Consider the following 19,236-nt stretch of genomic DNA (forward strand, 5'->3'; position numbering starts at 1 on the left):
CGAAGCGACCCGGGGATCGGCACGGTCCTGCCCATGTTCCCCCTGGAGTCCGTGCGTCTCCCCGGCGAGGACCTGCCGCTGCGGATCTTCGAGCCGCGCTACGGCGCGCTCGTGCGGGACTGTCTGGAGCGCGAGAAGCCGTTCGGCGTCGTCCTCATCGCCGCGGGCCGCGAGGTCGGCGGGGGTGACGCCCGACTCGACGTCGGCACCTTGGCTCACATCGTCTCGGCCGAGGACCTCGGTGGCGGGCTGTACCGGATCGCCTGCGAGATGCGGGAGCGGATCCGCGTCGCGCAGTGGCACGACGACGACCCCTACCCGAGGGCAGCCGTCGAGCCGTGGCCCGACGAGCCCGGCCGGCCCGTCGCGGGCGACGAGATCGGCGACGTCGAGGATCGGCTGATGTCGCTGTTCGAGCGCATCGCGGCGGCCCGCGAGGCGTCGCTGCCACCCAAGCGCGAACTGCTCGGTGAGCCCGAGCCCGGCGACGACGCAGGAAAGCGGTTGTACGCGTTGGCGTCCCGAGTTCCCATGGGCGAGGCCGACAGGTATTCGGTGCTGGCGGCACCGTCGGCGAATGCGCGGCTGGACGCACTGCGCGACGCCGTCGAGACCGTCGCGGCCATGATTGAATTCGAACTGGCCGACGGGTCCGACTAGTCCCTGGGCTCGTCGGCCATCTCGTCGCGGGCCAGCAGGTCGTCGCGGAAGCTCTGCTCGCGGTAGGCGAGCTGGCCGACCCGGTTCGCGATCACGGGCGCGGTGATGATCGTGAACAGTCCGGTGAGGATGACCATCCCGACGTCCGCGTGACCGCGCAGCCGGATCGCCGCTCCCGCGAGCACCAGCAGCAGACCGAGCACCTGCGGCTTGGTGGCCGAGTGCATGCGCGACAGCGTGTCCGGGAAGCGGACGACGCCGATCGCCGCGGTCAGCGCGAACGTGGAACCGGCCAGCACCAGGAAGCCGGCCAGGACGTCGAGTGCGGTGCTCACGTCTCGCTCCGATCGTCGCGGTCGCGGACGCGGAAGCGCGCCACGCTCACCGAGCCCACGAAGCTGATCAGCGCAAGCGCCGTCAGGCTGTAGGTGACGGTGGTGTCGAGGCTGAAGGCAGCCCACGTGCCGATGGCGCACATCGTCACGGCGACGAACGTGTCCAGGGCGACCAGTCGGTCGAGGGTGCCGGGCCCGGCGAGCATGCGGTACATCGTGATGGTCGCCGCCGCCGTCAGCATCACCGCCGCGATGGTCCAGACGTAGTTCATGTCAGCTGGCCTCCCTCTCCGGCGACGGCTGCCAGTGCGCTTCCCGCTCGAACGCGGCGATCATCAGTCGCTCGACCTCCGCAACCTGGTGGTAGAACCGCTGCACTGCCCGCTCCGTGCCCGCATCGAGGACGTGCACGTAGATCATCCTGCGCGTCTGATCGATCTCCAGCACGATGCCACCGGGAATCAGGTTCAGCGTGCTGACGGCGAGCGCCAGGACCAGGTCCGACTTGAGGGCGAGGTGAGCGCGCAGGACGGCGGCGCGCGGTGGCGGTCGGGGACTGATCGCCATCCACGCCACCTGCAGGGACGACTTCACCAGGTAGTAGCCGACCTGAACGATCAAGCGCAGCAACGAGATCGGGTGCAGCCTGCCTTCGATCGGTACCGGTGGAAGGGGGAGGAGCAGCACGATCACCAACGCCACCACCAGACCGCCGACGACGTTGGCGGCCGAGACGTCACCCCACAGCAGCACCCAGACCAGCACCAGCCAGCAGACGACCCACGCGCGCAGCGCGTAGACCCGGATCGGACGGCCGGTCATGGCGTCGCTCCCGGTCCCAGCACCGCCGAGACGTACTGGCCCCGGTCGATGACCTCGTCGGCGGACCGCTCGGCGTAGGCGAAGATCGGCCCCGCGGCCACCGTCAGCGCCAGGCCGACCACGATCAGCGCGCCGGTGGGGATGAGCATGCCGACCGGCATCTTGCCGACGTCGTCGCGGTCGGCGAACGCGATGTCGTCGCCGTCGTCGAGCAGCAGCGCCGACGGGGCGGCGGCGGACTGGCCGTCCGGCGCGTCCGCGCGGGCACGCCAGAACGCCTGCGTCCACACCCGGGCCATCGCGTACAGCGTCAGCAGGCTGGTCACGACGCCGCCGCCCACCAGCACCCACGCCAGGACCGAGGCCTGCTGCGTGCCCGCCTCCAACAGGGCGACCTTGCCGATGAACCCCGAGAAGGGTGGGATGCCACCGAGATTGAGGGCGGGCACGATGAAGACGAACGCCAGCAGCGGACTGGCGGCGGCGAGCCCGCCGAGGCGGTACATCGTGGACGCCCCCGCCTGCCGTTCGATGAGCCCGACCACCAGGAACAGCGTCGTCTGCACGACGATGTGGTGCGCGACGTAGTAGATGGCGCCGGCCATGCCGAGATCGTTCGACAGGGCGATGCCGAACACCATGTAGCCGATGTGACTCACCAGCGTGAACGACAGCAGTCGCTTGATGTCGCTCTGCGCGAGCGCGCCGAGGATCCCGACCACCATCGTCAGCAGCGCCGCGACCAGGAGCACGTCGTCGAGTTGACCGCCGGGGAACAGCAGCGAGTGCGCCCGGATGATCGCGTAGACGCCGACCTTGGTGAGCAACCCGGCGAACACCGCCGTCACGGGTGCCGGCGCGGTGGGGTAGGAGTCGGGCAGCCAGGTGGAGAGCGGGAACACCGCGGCCTTGATGCCGAACGCCACCAGCAGCACCGCGAACAGGGCGCTGCGCGTGCCGTCGGGGATGTCGTCGAGGCGCACCGCGAGTTCGGCCATGTTGAGCGTTCCGGTCGCGGCAAAGACCAGCGCGATGCCGATCAGGAAGATCAGCGACGACACCATCGACACCATCACGTAGGCGATGCCCGCGCGCACCCGTTCGGCGCTGGCGCCGATGGTCAGCAGCACGAAACTCGCGGACAGCAGGACCTCGAACCCGACGAACAGGTTGAAAAGGTCGCCGGCGAGGAACGCCGTGCACACGCCCGCCGACAGCACCAGGTAGGTCGGCAGGAAGATCGACACGGGCTGACGGTCGTCGCCGTCGCGGATGCCCTGGCCGATCGCGTAGAAGACCACCGCCAGCAGCACGATCGACGACACCGCGAGCATCAGCGCCGAGAGCCGGTCCACCACCAGCGTGATGCCGAGCGGCCCCATGCCGGGGACGCTCTGCCCCCAGCCCCCGACGTGCACGGCGATGGTGCCGTAGCGGTCGGCGAAGTAGACGAGCGCCGCACAGACCCCGACGACGGCGATGAGAGCGAGGACCGCTATCGAGCGCTGCAGACGTGGCCGACGGCCCGCTAGCAACGTCACCGCGGCCGCCAGCGTCGGGATGAGGACGGGCAGCGGCGTCAGCACGGCCGCGACGTTCATGCCCGTCATCTCGACCCCTCGTGCCCCGGCAGCGCGTCGAGTTCGTCGGGCGCGTCGGTGTCGCGGGCGGGCTGGTGCTCGGGCAGGTCCTCGTCGAGGGCGGCGGCCGACCTCTCGGAGAGCTTGGACACCCGCGCGTCCTCGAGGTCGTTGGCGATGTCTTCCTCTCGCGACAGACGGTAGGAGCGGTACGTCATGGCCAGGACGAACGCGGCGACGCCCATCGTGATGACGATGGCGGTCAGGATCATGCCCTGCGCCAACGGATCCGCTTCGGTGGTCTCGTTGCCGGAGGTGCGGTCGCGGATCGGCGGATTCCCCGACGGACCCCCGACGGTGAGGATCAGGAGGTTCACGGCATTGCCGACGAGCAGCAGGCCCAGCAGCATGCGGGTGAGGTTGCGCTCGAGCAGCAGGTACACCCCGGCGCTGGTGAGACCGCCGATCAGGATCAGCGGGACGAGATAGGTCACGTTCACCGGCTGGCCCCCACCGGCTGCTCCGCCATCTCGACGTCGACCCGGGCCCCGAGGCTGCGCAGCACGTCGAGCACCAGTCCCACCACGATGAGGTACACGCCGGCATCGAAGAACAGGGCGGTGACGAACTTGACGGTGCCGAGGACCGGCACGTCGAACTCGACGACCGCCGACGACAGGACGGGTGCGCCGAGCAGGAGGGAGGTGACCGCGGTCCCCGCGGCCAGGGCCAGGCCCGCGCCGAGGACCTTGCCCGCGTCGAGCGGCAGCGCCTCGCCGAGTTCGTACCGGCCGCCCGCGAGGTAGCGCAGCACCAGGGCCAGGCCGGCGGTGAGTCCGCCCGCGAAGCCGCCGCCGGGAGTGTTGTGACCCGCGAAGAAGAAGTACAGCGACAGCACCATGATGAGCGGGAAGATGATGCGGGTGGCGACCTCGAGGACCAGCGACCGGTAGCGCGGGTCGCGCAGTTCGCTGCCGCGCAGCCAGGTGATCTCGCCGACGGCCGGGCTGGTCGACGGCATCGGGATGCGGCCGATGTCGGGTTGACCCGCGTCGGCGACCCGCGGTGCCGCACCGAAGCGCCTGTTGCGGAAAACCATCGACGCGACGCCGGTGGCGGCGACGAGCAGCACCGAGACCTCGCCCATGGTGTCCCACGCGCGGATGTCGACGAGCAGGACGTTGACGGTGTTCGATCCGTGGCCGCGGTAGTAGGCGGCGTCGGGCAGCAGGTCGGCGATCGGTCGTGTGGTGCGGGCGGCCATCGCGAACACCGCCAGGGCCGTCACGCTCGCCCCGACGGCCAGCGCGAGCGCCGCGCGCGGCAGGCGGTGCCGCGTCACAGTGGCGCGCTCGGCCTCCGCGGGCAGACTGCGCAGCACCAGCACGAAGATCACCAACGTCAGTGTCTCGACGAGGAACTGGGTCAGTGCCAGGTCTGGCGCACCGTGGAAGACGAAGATGACGCCGCAGCCGTAGCCGGTGACGCCGACCACCAGGACCGAGGCCAGCCGGTTGCGCAGCACCGTCGCGCTGATCGCCGCGGCCAGGATGATCAGGCCGACGACGACCTGCAGCGGTGAGTCCCACAGTGCCAGTTCGGGGCGGTTGCGGGCGCCCAGGACCAGCGCCGCGATCGGCAGCAGGACGAGGGTCAGGAGGATCACCGTCTGCGTCGCCGGGATCGAGCCGCGCTGCGTGAGCGCGGTCAGGCGGACCGCGAGGACGTCGGTGCCGCGCACCACCGCGTCGTAGATGCGGTCGGCGTTTCCGAGGGGCAGGTAGCCGAGGCGGACGCGGCGCAGGCGGCCGCGTGCGAAGAACGCGACGATGCCCGCGCCCACCACGACGGCGGACAGCAGCAGCGGGAGGGTGAGGCCGTGCCACAGGGCGAGGTGGTAGCCGTCGTCCCCGCCCGGCACGGTATCGGCGTAGTCGGCGAGGACGTGGTCGAGGCCGGTCGGCCACACGCCGAACAGCAGGCCGGTGGCGGCGAGCACTCCGGGTGCGACGAGGAAGGCGGCCGGCGGGCGGTGCATCTCGGTGACGCGCTGGCTCGGTTCGGGGCGGCCCTTGCGTGCGAAGGCGCCGTAGACGAATCGGAGGCTGTAGATGGTGGTGAACACCGACCCGAAGACCACGCCCGCCAGTACCCACGGCGCCGACGACCCCAGGCTGGCGCTGTGCAGCAACGTCTCGAGGTCCGCCTCCTTGGCGACGAACCCGAAGAAGGGCGGCAGCGCGGCCATGCTGGCGGCGGCGCCGATCCCGATGATCAGCAGGGGGCGGTGCCGGTCGCCGAGCCACGCCAGCCGCCGGATGTCGCGGGTGCCGGTGGCGTGGTCGATGATGCCGACGACCATGAACAGCGCAGCCTTGAACATCGCGTGCGCGCAGAGCATGGCCAGACCCGCCAGCATCATGTCGCGGCCCCCGGCACCGACCATGATCGTGATGAGGCCGAGTTGGCTGACGGTGCCGAACGCGAGGATCAGCTTGAGGTCGTACTCGCGGACGGCACGCCAGCCCGCCAGCATCAGGGTGGCGAGTCCGAGCACGACGACCGTCGGCCGCCACCCGGGTGAGTCGGCGAAGCCCGGCGTCATGCGGGCGATCAGGTACACGCCGGCCTTCACCATCGCGGCGGCGTGCAGGTAGGCGCTGACGGGTGTCGGTGCGGCCATGGCGCCGGGCAGCCAGAAGTGCAGGGGCACGATCGCGGACTTCGACAGCGCGCCCACCAGGATCAGCAGCACGCCGACGGTGACGGCCGTCCCCGACGGCGGTGCCGCCACCAGGACCGAGAGCAGGTACGTCCCGGACACCTCGCCCAGGATGATGATGCCGACGAGCATGGCCAGGCCGCCGGCGGTGGTGACGAGCAGCGCCTGGGTCGCCGCGCGTCTGCTGGTTGCGCGCTCGGCGTAGTGGCCGACCAGGAGGAACGACAGGACCGTCGTCAGCTCCCAGAACAGGTAGAGCAGCAACATGTTGTCGCTCACCACGAGGCCGAACATGGCGCCGGAGAACGCGGTCAGCTCGGCGGCGAAGCTGGGCAGCCGCTTCTCGGTGTGGCCGTCGTGATGGTGGAAGTACTCGGCGCAGTAGAACAGCACCAGGGCGCCGACGCCCAGCACCAGGACGCTCATCACCGCGGCGAGCGCGTCGAAGCGCAACGTGATGTCCATCGACAGCTCGGGGACCCAGGTGACGTGGTCTCTCTGATCGCCCGCGCCCGGCCAGTTCAGGACGACCCAGACCAGTGAACCCAGCGGGACCAGGGCGAGGGGGTAGAAGGCCGCCCGTCCCCAACGGTGCACCAGCACCGGCGCCAGCGCGGCAGCGACCGCGTGCGCAAAGAGGATGGCGAGCATGGCACTCCGATCGATCTTTCGGGGTGTCAGCCGTCTTGACTATGGCTTGACTTCGACTGAGTCCAGTTTACGGGCCGCGTCGAATCGCCCGTCACCCCCGGACGCGACGACGGGAACGGCCGAGGTGCTATGGGCGACGGTGGCTCGGTGCTGCCGTCAGCGGGGCTGAACCTGACCGTCGAGATCGGCCTGCCCGCCCGCATCGGTGGAGCCGTACTCGCTCGACGCGGTGCCGAGGTTGTCGGCGAGCGTGTCGGCGACCGACTGCACCGCCTTCGCCGCGGCGGCACGCGACGTCTGCGCCGACCCCAGTGCGGCGACCGACAGCGCACACACGACGCCGTGCGAGAAGCCGACCCGTCGCGTGACGCCGTCGGTGAGCCGTTCGGCCGCACCGAACGCCTCCGAGAGGTCGCGCTGGCGCCCGCCGGTCTGATCGAGGTGTTCGGCGAGGACGCGGAGGGGATCGGTCACTGCTGGGCTCCTTCGGCGATCCGGTCGTACGTCGCGCCGGCGCGGCGGATCTGGGTGGCGGTGTGGGCGGACTGGTCGATGAGTTGGGTGTAGCGGAGCGTCGACGGGCCGAGGGTCGACGCGACTGACGCAGCCTGGAAGGCCACGGATGCGGCGGTGCCGAAACCCGGAACCGCATTCATCGCGAGCGCCACGGGGATGCACAACGCCAACGCCGTCTGGCACCGGTCCAGCATCTTGCGGGCGACGTCGACCTGCTGGGCCTCGCTCGCCAGGGCGGACTTCACGGCTTGGTCGGCCTCCGCCAGTTCCTGGGCGCGGCGCTGCTGCTCGGCGTTGCGGTCTGCGTACTGGTCGGAGGCGGTGCCCTCCCAGGTATCGGGCGACGTCGTACCGTCGTGCGCCTCGCCAACCTGCTGGAATGCCTTCGCGCTGCCGTCGAAGTCCTGGCCCTGGTCCGGTTCGCCGAAGCCGCAGGTGTTGGCCATGCCCATCATCGTGAGCAGCCCGACGTTGATGATCGGGGTCGCGGCGGCCGCCGCGAACCTGGTGGCGCCCAGTGCCGAACCCATGTTCTGCGCCACCGGTTGCATCAGGCCGATGAAGTCTCCGCCTAGACCGGCCATGGCCCACCCGGTGTGCTCACCGGTGCTCTTCGCGTGCTCGGGGATTCCGTTGAAGTAGTTCAGCGACGCGTAGATGTCGGTGAGGTCACCCATGCGGAAATTCTAAGACGGTTCCCCGGACCCCCGACGCACCAAATGTGGACCGCCAGTGGCCTCGGGTCGGGTCGCCAATCGCACCGGCACCGCGTGGCTGGGAACACCGATGCCGGCAGGCGGATGTTGAATGGGGGCATGGTGGACGACGAGGGCAAGGTGGTCAGCGCGAGCCGCGACGTCGCGGCTACTGCGGACGTGATCTTCGAGTTGATCGCGGACCCGTCCCGTCAGCCGGAGTGGGATGGCAACGACAACCTCGCGTCGGCCCGGCCCGGCCAGCGCGTGACTGCCGTGGGCGACGTCTTCGTCACGTCGCTGACGCTGGGTGAGGACCGGGAGAACCACGTGGTGGAGTTCGACGAGGGCAGGCTCATCGCCTGGCGCCCGTCCGAGCCGGGGTCCCAGCCGCCGGGGCATCTGTGGCGCTGGACCCTGGAACCGCTCGGCGACGGACGAACCCAGGTCACCCACACCTACGACTGGACCCACCTGACCGACGAGAAGCGGATGGTGCGTGCGAGGGCCACCACGGCCGAGAAGCTCCTGCAGTCGGTGAACCGGCTGGCGGAACTCGCCGAGCGCTAGCGACCCTCGGAGAACGCGCGCAACGAGGCCACCTGCGCGGGGTCCAGCGACGGGCGTACCGCGTCGCGCGCCTTCTCGACGTCTGCGAGCGTCACGTCGGCCGCATCGATCGAGCGTCGCATGGCCGTCAGTGCCGATTCGCGAAGCAGCGCAACGCAATCGGCGGCGCTGTAGCCGTCGAGTTCGTCGGCGATGGCGTTCAGGTCGACGTCGGGGCTCAACGGGATCGACTTGCCCGCGGTGCGCAGGATGTCGCGCCGGGCGTCGGCATCGGGCGGTTCGACGAACACGAGCTTCTCCAGGCGGCCGGGCCGCAGGAGCGCCGGATCGATCAGGTCGGGTCGGTTGGTCGCACCGAGGACGACGACGTCGCGCAGCGGGTCGATGCCGTCGAGTTCGGTGAGCAGTGCGGCCACCACGCGGTCGGCGACCCCGGAGTCCGAACTCTGCCCGCGCCGCGGCGCCAGCGCGTCGACCTCGTCGAGGAAGACCAGCGACGGCGCCGAATCCCGTGCCCTGCGGAACAGTTCGCGAACGGACTTCTCCGACGACCCCACCCACTTGTCCATGAGTTCGGCACCCTTGACGGCGTGCACCGACAGCCGGCCGGTGCTCGCCAGCGCCCGCACGACGAAGGTCTTGCCGCAGCCGGGTGGGCCGTAGAGCAGCACGCCGCGCGGCGGATCGACGCCGAGTCGGGTGAAGGTGTCGGGATGCTGCAGCGGCCAGAGCACGGCCTCGGTGAGCGCCTGCTTGGTCTCCACCATGTCACCGACGTCGGCGAGGGTCACCGATCCCACCGAGATCTCCTCGGTGGCCGAGCGGGACAGCGGCCGGATCACCGACAGGGCACCGGTGAAGTCGTCCTGCGTCAACGCGGGCGGCTTGCCGTCCGTGCTCGCGCGCGCGGCCGCCCGCAGTGCCGCCTCCCGGACCAGGGCCGCTAGATCGGCGACCACGAATCCTGGTGTGCGTTCGCCGATCTCGTCGAGTTCGAGTGCGTCGGACGGCACGCCACGCAGCAGCACCTCGAGCAACGCTTTGCGGGTTGCGCCGTCGGGCAGGCTCAGCCCCAGTTCGCGGTCGCACAGGTCGGGTGCGCGCAGACGCGCGTCGACTCCGTCGGGGACCGCGGACGTGGCGACGAACGCCGCCCCGGGCGTCGCGACGACGGTGCGGAGTTCGCCGATGACCAGCGTGCCGACCGGTTCGGCGGTGGCGGGGAGCAGGGCGTCGACGTCGGTGACGAGCAGTACGCCGCCGCGCTCCCGGACCTCCGCCGCCGCCGAGGCGACCGCGGCGAGGCGGTCCTCCGCGCGAAGGGCGCCGACGTCGGGTCCGTCCACCTCGACGAGGCGGCGCTGGGCGCACACGCTGCGCACCAGGGTGGCCTTGCCGACACCGGCCGGACCGGACACCAGCACACCGAGATTGGGCTTGGCGCCGAGGGTCTCGAGCAGTTTGGGTTCGTCGAGCGCCAGCTTGAGCCACTCCGTCAGGCGGCCGGCCTGCTGGTGGGCACCGCGGAGGTCGTCGACTGCGATGGCGGGGGTGGCCGTCGCGACGGGCGTGGTCACGGTGAACTGTGCCTGATCGCCTGGGACGGGCGGCGTCGTCGCGGGCGTCAGCGCGTCACCCCACGTGACCGACGAGTTGGGTTGCACGCTCACGGGTCCCGCGGGGTCCACACCGGTGACGGTCAGCAGTTCCGAGGTCCAGGTGATGCCGACCGACGAGGCGAGTGCCGTGGTGGCGGCCGACGTCGAGGTGCCGGGGCCGAGGTCACGCGGCAAGAGCGACACGGTGTCACCCACGGTCATCACCTTGCCCAGCAGTGCCATTCGCAGCGTCGCGGAGGACACCGACGTACTGGCCAGACGCGATCCGGTCAGCGTCACCGACTTCGCGCCGTACACGGCGACCGGGGCGACGATCACGGTCGTGCTCTCGCGCAATCCGGCATTCGACATCGTCACGTCGTCGAGCAGGGCGGTCCCCGGCGGGGTGCCGCCCGGAGCGATGCCGACCACGGCGGCCGTGGTGCGCGACCCGGTGAGCGCCACCGCGTCCCACTCGCGGATGCCGAGCGCGGCGAGCACCTCGGGATGCAGGCGAACGACGCCGCGCCGGGAGTCGAGCGCTGACGTGTTGAGCCGGGCGGTGAGGCGCAGGTGCGTCAGCGGTGACTCGTCGGAGAACTCCGACACGCCCTGGGTCACCGGCGCGGGGTGCGGGGCTCGTGCCCGCCGGCGCCGGGTCGACGCAGGCCGAGGCGTTCCGAGGACCTCCGGTGCGGCTGCGAGCGCCGGATGGCGCGGCGGGTCTGGCGCTGCACCTTGGGTTTGTCGTCCCACACCTCGGGGTGGCGGGACAGCCAGGCCTTCGTCCCCACGGCGAACGGGATGTGGATGACGTACGCGACAATGAGCACGAGGATCACGATGTAGCCGTACTGGATGGATGCGGCCACCATGATCGCCAGCACCGCGAGCAGCGGCACGACCATGTTCGGCGAGACCGCGAACGTGTGCACCTTCCGCATTGGGATCGCGCTCACCACGAGGAGCGAGACGGCGATCATCCACACGATGACGACGGCCTCGGCGGCGTGCGTATCCCACCAGGGGCCGGGGAACTGGAGCTTGGCGGCGATCGGCCCGATCGATCCGATGGCGCCCGCGGGGGCGGGCATGCCGGTGAAGAACTCCTTCTCGTACGCGGGCCCGTCGACGTGCAGCATCGCGTTGTACCGCGCGAGCCGGAGCACGATGCAGACGGCGTAGACGAGGACGACGATCCAGCCGATCCGCGACTCCTGCAGCAGGGTCGCCCACACGATGAAGGCGGGGGCCACGCCGAAGTTCACCGCGTCGGCCAGCGAGTCGATCTCCTCGCCCATCTTGGACGTCGCGTTGAGCATCCGGGCGGTGCGACCGTCGAGCGCGTCGAGGATGGCAGCACCCGCCAGCAGGGCCATCGCCTCGGTGGGGCGGTGGTCGAGGGCGTACTTGACCGCCGAGAGACCCAGGCAGATCGCCGCCACCGTCATCGCGCTCGGCAGGATCCGGACGCTGAGCTGCGGCGTCTTGATGTGCGGTCTCATCGGAGTTCCGCCAGCGCCGTCTCTCCGCCGATCGCACGCTGACCTCGTTCGACGATCACGTTCGCGTCGGCGGGGAAGAACGTGTCGAGGCGCGACCCGAACCGGATCAGGCCGTACGTCTCGCCGAGGGCGAGCGTGCCTCCGGCGTAGGCGGAGCAGACGATGCGCCGTGCGATGAGGCCCGCGATCTGCACGGCGACGACGTCGACGCCGTCGGCCGTCCGGATCCAGACGCTGTTGCGCTCGTTCTCCACGCTGGCCGACGCCTTGTCCGCGGACTGGAACTGGCCCGGCCGGTACTTCACCGAGACGACGTCACCGGCGACGGGGGCACGCTGCACGTGCGCGTCGAAGATCGACAGGAAGATGCTGACGCGCTTCATCGGGACGTCGGGCAGGTTCAGTTCGGCCGGCGGAACGGCCTCGTCGATCAGCGTCACCAGGCCGTCGGCGGGTGCGACGACGAGGCCCGGCCGAGTCGGTGGGACTCGCGGCGGATGCCGGAAGAACCCGGCGCACGCCCCCGCGGCGGTCAGCCCGACCGCGCGGACCAGCCGGTTGCGCCGGCCAACCGCGGCCACGCCGAGCCCGCCCGCGATGAACGGGAGACCGGCGGGGTGGATCGGGGGGACGGTCGACCGGACGAGGTCGACGAAACGGGACAGCTCGGAACTATGGTCTTCGACCGCAGGCGGTCGCGCGGGTCTGGCCATGGGGTACCGAGTCTAGCGATTGCCCGATGCCCGGGGTCGGCGCTTGGTCAGCGAAGGTCCCAGATCCGGACCGTCGAGCCCTCCGCCGCCTCGGTCACGTCGTCGTCGATCTCCAACAGGCAGTTCGCCGACGCCAGCCAGCGCAGGTGGTGCGACGCGGGCGGTCCGTAGCTGGTCACGCGGTCGCCGTCGAGTACGCCGCGGCGGAACTGCCGCTTGCCGCGCGGCGAGGTCAGCGACTCGGTCAGCGTGGCGTCGCGGCGTCTACGCTCGGGTTCGGGCAGCCGCATCGCGGCGCGCAGCGGACCGCGGATGAAGACCTCGAAGGACACCAGCGCGCTGACCGGGTTGCCCGGCAGCGTGATGATCGGTGTTCCGGCCACGCGGCCCGCACCCTGGGGCATCCCGGGCTGCATCGCCACCTTCACGAACTCGACCTCGTCGCCGAGCGAGTCCTTCACCACCTCGTAGGCGCCTGCGCTGACACCACCGGTCGTGACGATCAGGTCGGCGGTGGCGGCGTGCTCGAGCAGCGTGGCGCGGAAGACGTCGACGTCGTCGGACGTCATCGCCACCGTGGTCACCTCGCCGCCCGCATCCCGGACGGCCGCGGCCAGCATCACCGCGTTGGACTCGTAGATCTGCCCGGGCAGCAGCGGCGTTCCCGGGGCGACCAGTTCGGAGCCCGTCGACATCACCAGGACGCGCTGCCGCGGGACGACGTCGACCTCGCCGAGTCCCAGTGCAGCGATCAGTCCGAGCGCGGCCGGGCTCAGTTCCTGCCCGGCCACGAGCACGGTGGTGCCCGCCTGGACGTCCTCGCCGGCGTGCCGGACGTGCTGGTCGACCTGGCTGGCGCGCCGGATCGTCACCGTCTCGGTGCCGCCGTCGGTGACCTCCACGGGAACGATCGCCGTCGCACCCGCAGGCAGGGGTGCGCCGGTCATGATGCGGTGCGCGGTCCCGGGTGCGAGGGTCAGCGGGTCGGTGCGGCCGGCCGGGATGTCCTCTGCCACCGGCAGGGTCACCGGCGTCTCCTCGGACGCGGAGGCGACGTCGTCGGCCCGCACCGCGTAACCGTCCATCGCCGAGTTGTTGAAGCCCGGCAGCGAGAGCGGGGCCACCACGTCGACGGCCAGGACGAGGCCCAGCGCCTCGGGCACCCTCACGGTCACCGGGTCACGCGGCGTCAGCAGTCCCGCGACGACGGCCTGGTGCTCTTCGACGGTCCGCACGGCTACACCGGGAAGGTGACGCCGGTGAGTTCCTCCGACACCGTCCAGAGCCGCTCCTGGACGGCCTGGTCGCGGGACTGGTCACTCGACGACACCAGCACCGGGTAGCCCATCAGCTCACGGAAACCCTTGGGGCCGTAGTACTGTCCGCCGACGACGTCGGGCGCGGTGGCAGCACGCAGGGTGGCGAGGGCGCCCTTGGCGGGGCTGTTGGTGACCAGGCCGGCGACGCTGGAGAAGCCGGGCAGGCCGCTGCCCGGGATGTGGCGCATCAGTTCGGTGTTGGAGATGCCGGGGTGTGCCGCAACGGCGATGGTCTGCTCGCCCTTGGCGGCCAGCCTGCGCTGTAGGTCGTAGGCGAACATCAGGTTGGCGAGCTTCGACTGGCCGTAGGCGGGCACCCGGCCGTAGTTGCGGTCCCACTGCAGATCGTCGAAGTGGATCGCGGCCTGGATCTTGTGGGCGACGCTCGCGACCACTACGACGCGCGAACCCGCAACGGGCAGAACGTGATCGAGCAGCAGGCCCGTCCACGCGAAGTGCCCGAGGTGGTTGGTCCCGAACTGCAGCTCGAAGCCGTCGGCGGTGTGCCCCTTCGGCGGGTACATCAACCCCGCGTTGTTGATCAGCAGGTCGATGCGCGGATGGGCCGACCTGATGGCGTCGGCAGCGGCGCGCACCGACGCCAGCGACCCGAGGTCCAGCTCCTGCACCGTCACGTCGGCGCCGGGCGCGGTCTCGGCGATCTTCGCCGCCGCCTGCCTGCCCTTGTCCAGGTTGCGGACCGCCAGCACGACGCGGGCCCCGCGCTCGGCCAGCACGCGGGCGGTCTCGAAGCCCAGTCCGGTGTTGGCGCCGGTGACGACTGCGAGTCGTCCGGCCTGATCGGGCACATCGGCCTCGGTCCAGTTCGCATTGCTGCTCATGGGCACGACCATACTCAAGGGGATGTCTCAGCTCGCCGACCCCGCGCACCCGCCCAGCCGGAGGGCGCCACTGGTGTGGGCCCTGTCCGCGGCCATCCCGTGGGCGGTGCTCACCGTGGCGCAGGTGGTGTGGTTCGTCCTCGACGGCAGGTACGGCTGGCTGCACGCGGCGGCCGCGGCGGTCACGGTGGTCGGCATCGTGTCGTTCGTCGGCATCGTGCCGGTGTGGCGCTACCGGGTGCACCGGTGGGAGGTCGACGACCTCGCCGTCTACACCCGCACCGGCTGGTTGATCCAGGAACGCCGCATCGCGCCGATCTCGCGGGTGCAGACCGTCGACACGCAGCGCGGACCACTGGACCGGATGTTCGGGCTCGCCACCGTCACGGTCACCACGGCCTCGTCGGCCGGTGCGGTGCGGATCGTGGCGCTCGACTCCGACGTGGCCGACCAGGTCGCAGCGCGTCTGACCGACGTCGCCGCCATCGGCGAGCAGGACGCCACGTGAGTGCCGACGAATGGCGACGCCTCAGCCCGCGCATGCTGCTGGTGCATCCCATTCACGAAGTGCTGCGCCAGCTTCCGCTCTTGATCGGTTCGGTCGTGCTCGGCACCGCGACCGGCAACCCGCTGTGGTCGGTCGCGGCGTTGGTGCTTTTGGTGGGATACGGCGTGGCGCGCTGGTTCACCACGACCTACCGGATCGACGACGAGCAGATCCAGCGCAGAGAGGGTGTGCTCGCACGCACCGTGCTGTCGCTGCCGCGCAACAGGATTCGATCGGTGTCGACCGACGCCCGCCTGCTGCACCGGCTGCTCGACCTGACCGTGGTCAAGGTCAGTACCGGCCAGGAGGGCAGGGGTGACGCAGAGTTCGCGCTCGACGCCGTCCGCCTCGCCGAGGTGACCGGGCTGCGCGCCGTGCTGCTCGCCGACGCGCCTGCGCCGACCGATCACCCGCCGACCGATCGGGTGTTGGCGCGGTGGCAGCCGTCCTGGCTGCGGTACAGCCCGCTCAGCTTCACGGGACTGGCCATGATCGCGGCCGCCGTGGGCGTGGTGTCGCAGACGGGTGTGCTTGCCACGGTGGGTGATTCGCCGCTCGCGCGGGCCGGTCTGGACGCCGCGGAGCGAGCGGGCGTCGTCGCGGTGGTGGCCTCCGGCGTCGGAGTGGTGCTGGTGGCGTCCGTCCTCCTGTCGGTGGCGCGGTCGCTGGTCACCTATGGCAACCTCGTGCTGTCGCGTGGCGATGGCGTGCTGAATCTCGAGCACGGACTGCTCCGGCTACGTCAGCACACCTACGACCTCCGGAGGTTGCGCGGCGGCACCCTGCGCGAGCCGCTGCTGGTGCGGATCTTCGGTGGGGCTCGCCTGGACGCGGTCATGACCGGTGTCGGTGGCGCGGGGGAGGCGTCGCTCCTGCTGCCGCCCTGCCCGCGCGCGACGGCCGACGCCGTGCTCGGCGAGCTGACCGCTCCGGGGATCGGCGGCGTCGAGCTGGTGCCGCACGGCCCGGCCGCCGTGCGCAGACGGTGGACGCGGGCGCTGGCGGTCCCGGCTGTCGCGGGCGTGGTGTTGGCTTCGGTCGGCGCGCCGGGGTGGACGTGGCTCGGGCTCGCCGCGGCCGTGCTGGCGGCGGTGTTCCTGGCGATCGACCGGTCGCGCTCGCTCGGCCACCGCGTGGACCGCACCTGGCTGATCGCCCGGTCGGGCAGCCTGGAGCGGAAGCGGGACTGCATCGCCGCGGCGGGGATCATCGGGTGGACCGTGCGCCAGTCACCGTTCCAGCGGCGGGCCGGCGTGGCGACACTGGTCGCCGCCACCGCTGCGGGCGTCAAGGGGTACCGGGTGCTCGACGTGCCGGCCGACCTGGCGTGGTCGGTGGCATCCACGGCGTCGCCGTGGGTCGCCGAGAGTGTGTGGGCCCACACTCTCGCCCCCTGAGCGGGTCCCGAGTTGCGCCCGTGCCGAGGCCGTTTACCTTGGCACCATGGCTATCGGTGGTGTGCTGTTCGACATCGATGGCGTCCTGGTGACCTCGTGGAAGCCCATCGCAGGCGCCAGGGAGACGTTGCGCGTCCTGGCCGACCGGCAGATTGCCCGGTCCTACCTCACCAACACGACGACCAAGACCCGCGTCCAGATCGCCGATCTGCTGTCCGAGGCGGGCATGGACGTCAGCGCCGACGAGGTCATCACCGCGGCGGTCCTCACCGCCGAGTACGTCCGTGACCGCTACCCGGGTGCGCGCTGCTTCCTGGTCAACAGCGGCCAGATCGGTGAGGACATGACGGGCATCGACCTCGTCTACTCGCACGACGTCGGCGACGACGCGACCGAGACTCCCGACGTGGTGCTGCTCGGCGGCGCCGGTCGCGAGTACGACCACCTGACGCTGAGCCGGGTGTACGACTGGATGGCCCGTGGCGTCCCCGTCGTCGCGATGCACCGCAGCACGGCGTGGAACACGACCGGCGGGTTGCGGATCGACACGGGCATGTACCTGCTGGGCATGGAGGAGACGTCGGGTCGCAAGGCCGTCGCCGTCGGGAAGCCCGCGCCGGAGGGGTTCCTGGCGTCGGCGAACCGCCTCGGCGTCGACCCCGAGGAGATGTACATGGTCGGCGATGACCTCAACAACGACGTCCTCGCCGCCCAGGTGGTCGGCATGGCCGGGGTGCTGGTGCGGACCGGCAAGTTCCGGCAGGACACGCTGGACCGTTGGGCCACCGACGAATTCGCGATGCAGCCGAACTTCGTCATCGACTCCGTCGCGGACCTGCCGGAGCTGCTCGGGTTGTAGCGGGGGCCTGCCTCGAGTGTGGGGTTGACGCACGGAAAAGGCCGAAATGCGTGTGTTAAGCCCACACTCGGCGCACAGCGAAGAAGCTACGCCCGCAGTGTCCGCACCGCCTCGATGCGCGCCGCGATCTGCTCGGAGTTCGCCGCCGCCACGACGGGCCCACCGCAGATGCGGCGCAGCTCGTTGTGGATCCAGCCGTGCGGCTTGCCCGTTCGGTGGTGGGCGAGGGTGACGAGCGCGTTCAGCTCCCGCCGCAGCTCCCGAAGCTGACCGTGGGTGGTCACCGGGACGACCACCGCGGTCTCACCGCCCGCCGCCTTGCTCCGGCGGCCGAGCTGCTCTTCCTGCCTGCGCGACAACAGGTCTCGCATCTGGGCGGCGTCGAGGAGACCGGGGATGCCGAGGTAGTCGGCCTCCTCCTCGCTGCCCGACGGGGTGGCCGTGCCGAACGACGAGCCGTCGAAGATCACCTGGTCGAGTTCGGCGTCGGCGCCGAGCATCTCGTACCCGCGATCCATGTCGCCGGCCTCGTCCTTGGTCTTGTTGGCGTCGGCGAGCAGTTCGTCGTCCCACTCGTCGCCCTGCGACTCGCGGTGCGGCTTGCCCAGGATGTGGTTGCGCTGCGCCTCCATCTGGCTGGCCAGCAGCAGCAGGTTCGGCACGGACGGCAGGAAGATGCTCGCCGTCTCGCCGGCCTTGCGGGACCGGACGAACCGGCCGATCGCCTGGGCGAAGAACAGCGGGGTCGAGGCGCTGGTGGCGTAGACGCCCACCGCGAGTCGCGGGACGTCGACGCCCTCGGACACCATTCGGACCGCGACCAGCCACCGGCTGGTGCCCTGCGAGAACTGCGAGATGCGATCGGACGAGCCGGGATCGTCGGACAGCACGACCGTCGGCGCCTCGCCGGTGATCTCGGTCAGCAGGTTGGCGTACGCCCGGGCGGCCGTCTGATCCGAGGCGATGATCATGCCGCCGGCGTCGGCGACGTGCTGACGCTTCTGCTGCAGGCGCTTGTCCGCCGCGGCGATGACCGCGGGCATCCACTCGCCCGCCGGGTTCAGCGCGGTCTTCCACGCCCGCGCGGTCTGCTCGGCGGTCAACGGTTCGCCGAGGCGCGCCGCATGCTCCTCGCCCGCGCTGTCGCGCCAGCGGGACTCGCCGGAGTACGCCAGGAACACCACCGGGCGGACCACGCCGTCGGCGAGGGCGTCGGCATAGCCGTAGGTGTGGTCGGACTTGGAGTGCTTCAGCCCGTCGTTACCCAGTTCGTAGTTCACGAACGGGATGGGGCTGTCGTCGCTGCGGAACGGCGTGCCGGTGAGGGAGAGCCGCCGTGTCGCGTCGTCGAACGCCTCGCGGATCGCCTCGCCCCAGCTCTTGGCGTCGCCGCCGTGGTGGATCTCGTCGAAGATCACCAGCGTCTTGCGGTTCTCGGTGCGTACGCGGTGCCGGCCCGGGTGGCTGGCCACCTGGGCGTAGGTGACGACGACGCCGTGGTACTCGTCGGAGTTCTGCGACGACGAGTTGCTGAACTTGGGGTCGAGCGCCATGCCCATCCGCTCGGCGGCGCGGGCCCACTGGATCTTGAGGTGCTCGGTCGGCACCACCACGGTGACCCGCTCGACGACGCCCTCGCTGAGCAGCTCGCTCGCGATGCGCAGCGCGAAGGTCGTCTTGCCGGCACCGGGGGTCGCCACGGCGAGGAAGTCCCGTGGCCGAGCGGCAAGATACTTCACCAACGCTCGACGCTGCCAGCCCCGCAAAGCCTGGGTGCTGGGCGCTGCAAAAGCCCGCACCCGAAGACTCCTATCTGGTCGAAGGCCACTCTAGGGCACGCGGTGGGGCCGGTCCAATGCTCCCGATTGACAGGGATTTTCGTGTCGCGCGTGTCGCGTTCCGCGT

The 19,236-nt window shown here is 70.8% G+C and carries 19 protein-coding genes; 5 read left to right on the forward strand and 14 right to left on the reverse strand.

Annotated features, from left to right (window positions below; genetic code table 11):
• Positions 1–33: 33 nt before the first annotated feature.
• Positions 34–660 (forward strand): LON peptidase substrate-binding domain-containing protein, encoded by a 627-nt coding sequence (locus tag G6N64_RS09545; protein ID WP_163796677.1) that lies wholly within the window; start codon positions 34–36, stop codon positions 658–660.
• Here the strand turns inward: G6N64_RS09545 and mnhG are convergent.
• From mnhG to G6N64_RS09585, 8 genes are all read right to left on the reverse strand, one after another.
• Positions 657–995 carry a monovalent cation/H(+) antiporter subunit G gene (gene mnhG / locus G6N64_RS09550; protein WP_163796678.1) on the reverse strand — a complete coding sequence of 113 codons (339 nt, stop codon included), beginning with the start codon at positions 993–995 and terminating at the stop codon, positions 657–659. The two genes, G6N64_RS09545 and mnhG, sit on opposite strands and share 4 nt — an antisense overlap.
• Positions 992–1,267 carry a monovalent cation/H+ antiporter complex subunit F gene (locus tag G6N64_RS09555; RefSeq protein ID WP_163796679.1) on the reverse strand — a complete coding sequence of 92 codons (276 nt, stop codon included), beginning with the start codon at positions 1,265–1,267 and terminating at the stop codon, positions 992–994. Before G6N64_RS09555 ends, mnhG begins: the two co-directional genes overlap by 4 nt.
• Before the next feature lies 1 nt (position 1,268).
• Positions 1,269–1,802, reverse strand: a complete 534-nt coding sequence (locus G6N64_RS09560; protein ID WP_163801556.1) for a Na+/H+ antiporter subunit E — start codon at positions 1,800–1,802, stop codon at positions 1,269–1,271.
• Between the two features lie 11 nt (positions 1,803–1,813).
• The gene (locus G6N64_RS09565) at positions 1,814–3,418 is read right to left on the reverse strand and encodes a Na+/H+ antiporter subunit D (RefSeq protein WP_163801557.1); all 1,605 of its coding nucleotides are present in this window, start codon (positions 3,416–3,418) and stop codon (positions 1,814–1,816) included.
• Between the two features lie 5 nt (positions 3,419–3,423).
• Positions 3,424–3,891, reverse strand: a complete 468-nt coding sequence (locus G6N64_RS09570; RefSeq protein WP_163796680.1) for a Na(+)/H(+) antiporter subunit C — start codon at positions 3,889–3,891, stop codon at positions 3,424–3,426.
• Between the two features lie 2 nt (positions 3,892–3,893).
• Positions 3,894–6,770, reverse strand: a complete 2,877-nt coding sequence (locus tag G6N64_RS09575; protein ID WP_163796681.1) for a Na+/H+ antiporter subunit A — start codon at positions 6,768–6,770, stop codon at positions 3,894–3,896.
• A gap of 156 nt (positions 6,771–6,926) precedes the next feature.
• Positions 6,927–7,244 (reverse strand): type VII secretion target, encoded by a 318-nt coding sequence (locus tag G6N64_RS09580; protein ID WP_163796682.1) that lies wholly within the window; start codon positions 7,242–7,244, stop codon positions 6,927–6,929.
• Positions 7,241–7,963 (reverse strand): EspA/EspE family type VII secretion system effector, encoded by a 723-nt coding sequence (locus tag G6N64_RS09585; RefSeq protein WP_163796683.1) that lies wholly within the window; start codon positions 7,961–7,963, stop codon positions 7,241–7,243. The genes G6N64_RS09580 and G6N64_RS09585 overlap by 4 nt, the downstream gene beginning before the upstream one ends.
• A gap of 138 nt (positions 7,964–8,101) precedes the next feature.
• Between G6N64_RS09585 and G6N64_RS09590 the strand changes: the two genes are divergently transcribed.
• Complete coding sequence (locus G6N64_RS09590; protein ID WP_276017743.1) at positions 8,102–8,551, forward strand: SRPBCC family protein; 450 nt, start codon at positions 8,102–8,104, stop codon at positions 8,549–8,551.
• On the opposite strand, the gene G6N64_RS09595 is transcribed toward G6N64_RS09590, so the two are convergent.
• Genes G6N64_RS09595 through G6N64_RS09615 form a run of 5 tightly spaced genes read right to left on the reverse strand, consistent with a single transcriptional unit; the run spans position 8,548 to position 14,528 of the window.
• Positions 8,548–10,770, reverse strand: a complete 2,223-nt coding sequence (locus G6N64_RS09595) for an AAA family ATPase (protein ID WP_163796684.1) — start codon at positions 10,768–10,770, stop codon at positions 8,548–8,550. The two genes, G6N64_RS09590 and G6N64_RS09595, sit on opposite strands and share 4 nt — an antisense overlap.
• On the reverse strand, positions 10,767–11,654 hold the full coding sequence (gene pssA, locus G6N64_RS09600; RefSeq protein WP_163796685.1) for a CDP-diacylglycerol--serine O-phosphatidyltransferase: 888 nt from the start codon (positions 11,652–11,654) through the stop codon (positions 10,767–10,769). Before pssA ends, G6N64_RS09595 begins: the two co-directional genes overlap by 4 nt.
• Complete coding sequence (locus G6N64_RS09605; RefSeq protein WP_163796686.1) at positions 11,651–12,367, reverse strand: phosphatidylserine decarboxylase; 717 nt, start codon at positions 12,365–12,367, stop codon at positions 11,651–11,653. Before G6N64_RS09605 ends, pssA begins: the two co-directional genes overlap by 4 nt.
• 47 nt (positions 12,368–12,414) lie before the next feature.
• Entirely contained in the window at positions 12,415–13,602 is a 1,188-nt protein-coding gene (moeA, locus tag G6N64_RS09610; RefSeq protein WP_163796687.1) for a molybdopterin molybdotransferase MoeA, read from the reverse strand.
• Positions 13,603–13,604: 2 nt separating this feature from the next.
• Positions 13,605–14,528: an SDR family NAD(P)-dependent oxidoreductase gene (locus G6N64_RS09615; RefSeq protein WP_163796688.1), complete on the reverse strand. Its 924-nt coding sequence runs from the start codon at positions 14,526–14,528 to the stop codon at positions 13,605–13,607.
• A 22-nt stretch (positions 14,529–14,550) separates the two neighbouring features.
• Here G6N64_RS09615 and G6N64_RS09620 point away from each other — a divergent pair, with 22 nt between their 5' ends.
• From G6N64_RS09620 to G6N64_RS09630, 3 genes are read left to right on the forward strand one after another with little or no spacing between them, the layout of a single operon-like run.
• Positions 14,551–15,036, forward strand: coding sequence for a PH domain-containing protein (locus G6N64_RS09620; RefSeq protein ID WP_163796689.1), 486 nt, complete (start codon positions 14,551–14,553; stop codon positions 15,034–15,036).
• Between the two features lie 32 nt (positions 15,037–15,068).
• The gene (locus G6N64_RS09625) at positions 15,069–16,472 is read left to right on the forward strand and encodes a PH domain-containing protein (RefSeq protein WP_163801559.1); all 1,404 of its coding nucleotides are present in this window, start codon (positions 15,069–15,071) and stop codon (positions 16,470–16,472) included.
• Positions 16,473–16,518: 46 nt separating this feature from the next.
• Positions 16,519–17,331, forward strand: a complete 813-nt coding sequence (locus G6N64_RS09630) for an HAD-IIA family hydrolase (RefSeq protein WP_163796690.1) — start codon at positions 16,519–16,521, stop codon at positions 17,329–17,331.
• 86 nt (positions 17,332–17,417) lie between these two features.
• On the opposite strand, the gene G6N64_RS09635 is transcribed toward G6N64_RS09630, so the two are convergent.
• Positions 17,418–19,130 (reverse strand): DEAD/DEAH box helicase, encoded by a 1,713-nt coding sequence (locus tag G6N64_RS09635; protein WP_163796691.1) that lies wholly within the window; start codon positions 19,128–19,130, stop codon positions 17,418–17,420.
• Positions 19,131–19,236: the final 106 nt, after the last annotated feature.

The sequence above is a fragment of the Mycolicibacterium sediminis genome (assembly GCF_010731735.1).
In the GTDB taxonomy this organism is placed as follows: domain Bacteria; phylum Actinomycetota; class Actinomycetes; order Mycobacteriales; family Mycobacteriaceae; genus Mycobacterium; species Mycobacterium sediminis.

Coding starts and splice junctions, on each gene's coding strand:
- G6N64_RS09555 (WP_163796679.1), bottom strand. CDS start 1,267: ATGAACTACGTCTGGACCATCGCGGCGGTGATGCTGACGGCGGCGGCG.
- G6N64_RS09565 (WP_163801557.1), bottom strand. CDS start 3,418: ATGAACGTCGCGGCCGTGCTGACGCCGCTGCCCGTCCTCATCCCGACG.
- G6N64_RS09625 (WP_163801559.1), top strand. CDS start 15,069: ATGCTGCTGGTGCATCCCATTCACGAAGTGCTGCGCCAGCTTCCGCTC.
- G6N64_RS09615 (WP_163796688.1), bottom strand. CDS start 14,528: ATGAGCAGCAATGCGAACTGGACCGAGGCCGATGTGCCCGATCAGGCC.
- G6N64_RS09605 (WP_163796686.1), bottom strand. CDS start 12,367: ATGGCCAGACCCGCGCGACCGCCTGCGGTCGAAGACCATAGTTCCGAG.
- G6N64_RS09585 (WP_163796683.1), bottom strand. CDS start 7,963: ATGGGTGACCTCACCGACATCTACGCGTCGCTGAACTACTTCAACGGA.
- G6N64_RS09590 (WP_276017743.1), top strand. CDS start 8,102: ATGGTGGACGACGAGGGCAAGGTGGTCAGCGCGAGCCGCGACGTCGCG.
- G6N64_RS09630 (WP_163796690.1), top strand. CDS start 16,519: ATGGCTATCGGTGGTGTGCTGTTCGACATCGATGGCGTCCTGGTGACC.
- pssA (WP_163796685.1), bottom strand. CDS start 11,654: ATGAGACCGCACATCAAGACGCCGCAGCTCAGCGTCCGGATCCTGCCG.
- G6N64_RS09575 (WP_163796681.1), bottom strand. CDS start 6,770: ATGCTCGCCATCCTCTTTGCGCACGCGGTCGCTGCCGCGCTGGCGCCG.
- G6N64_RS09620 (WP_163796689.1), top strand. CDS start 14,551: ATGTCTCAGCTCGCCGACCCCGCGCACCCGCCCAGCCGGAGGGCGCCA.
- G6N64_RS09545 (WP_163796677.1), top strand. CDS start 34: ATGTTCCCCCTGGAGTCCGTGCGTCTCCCCGGCGAGGACCTGCCGCTG.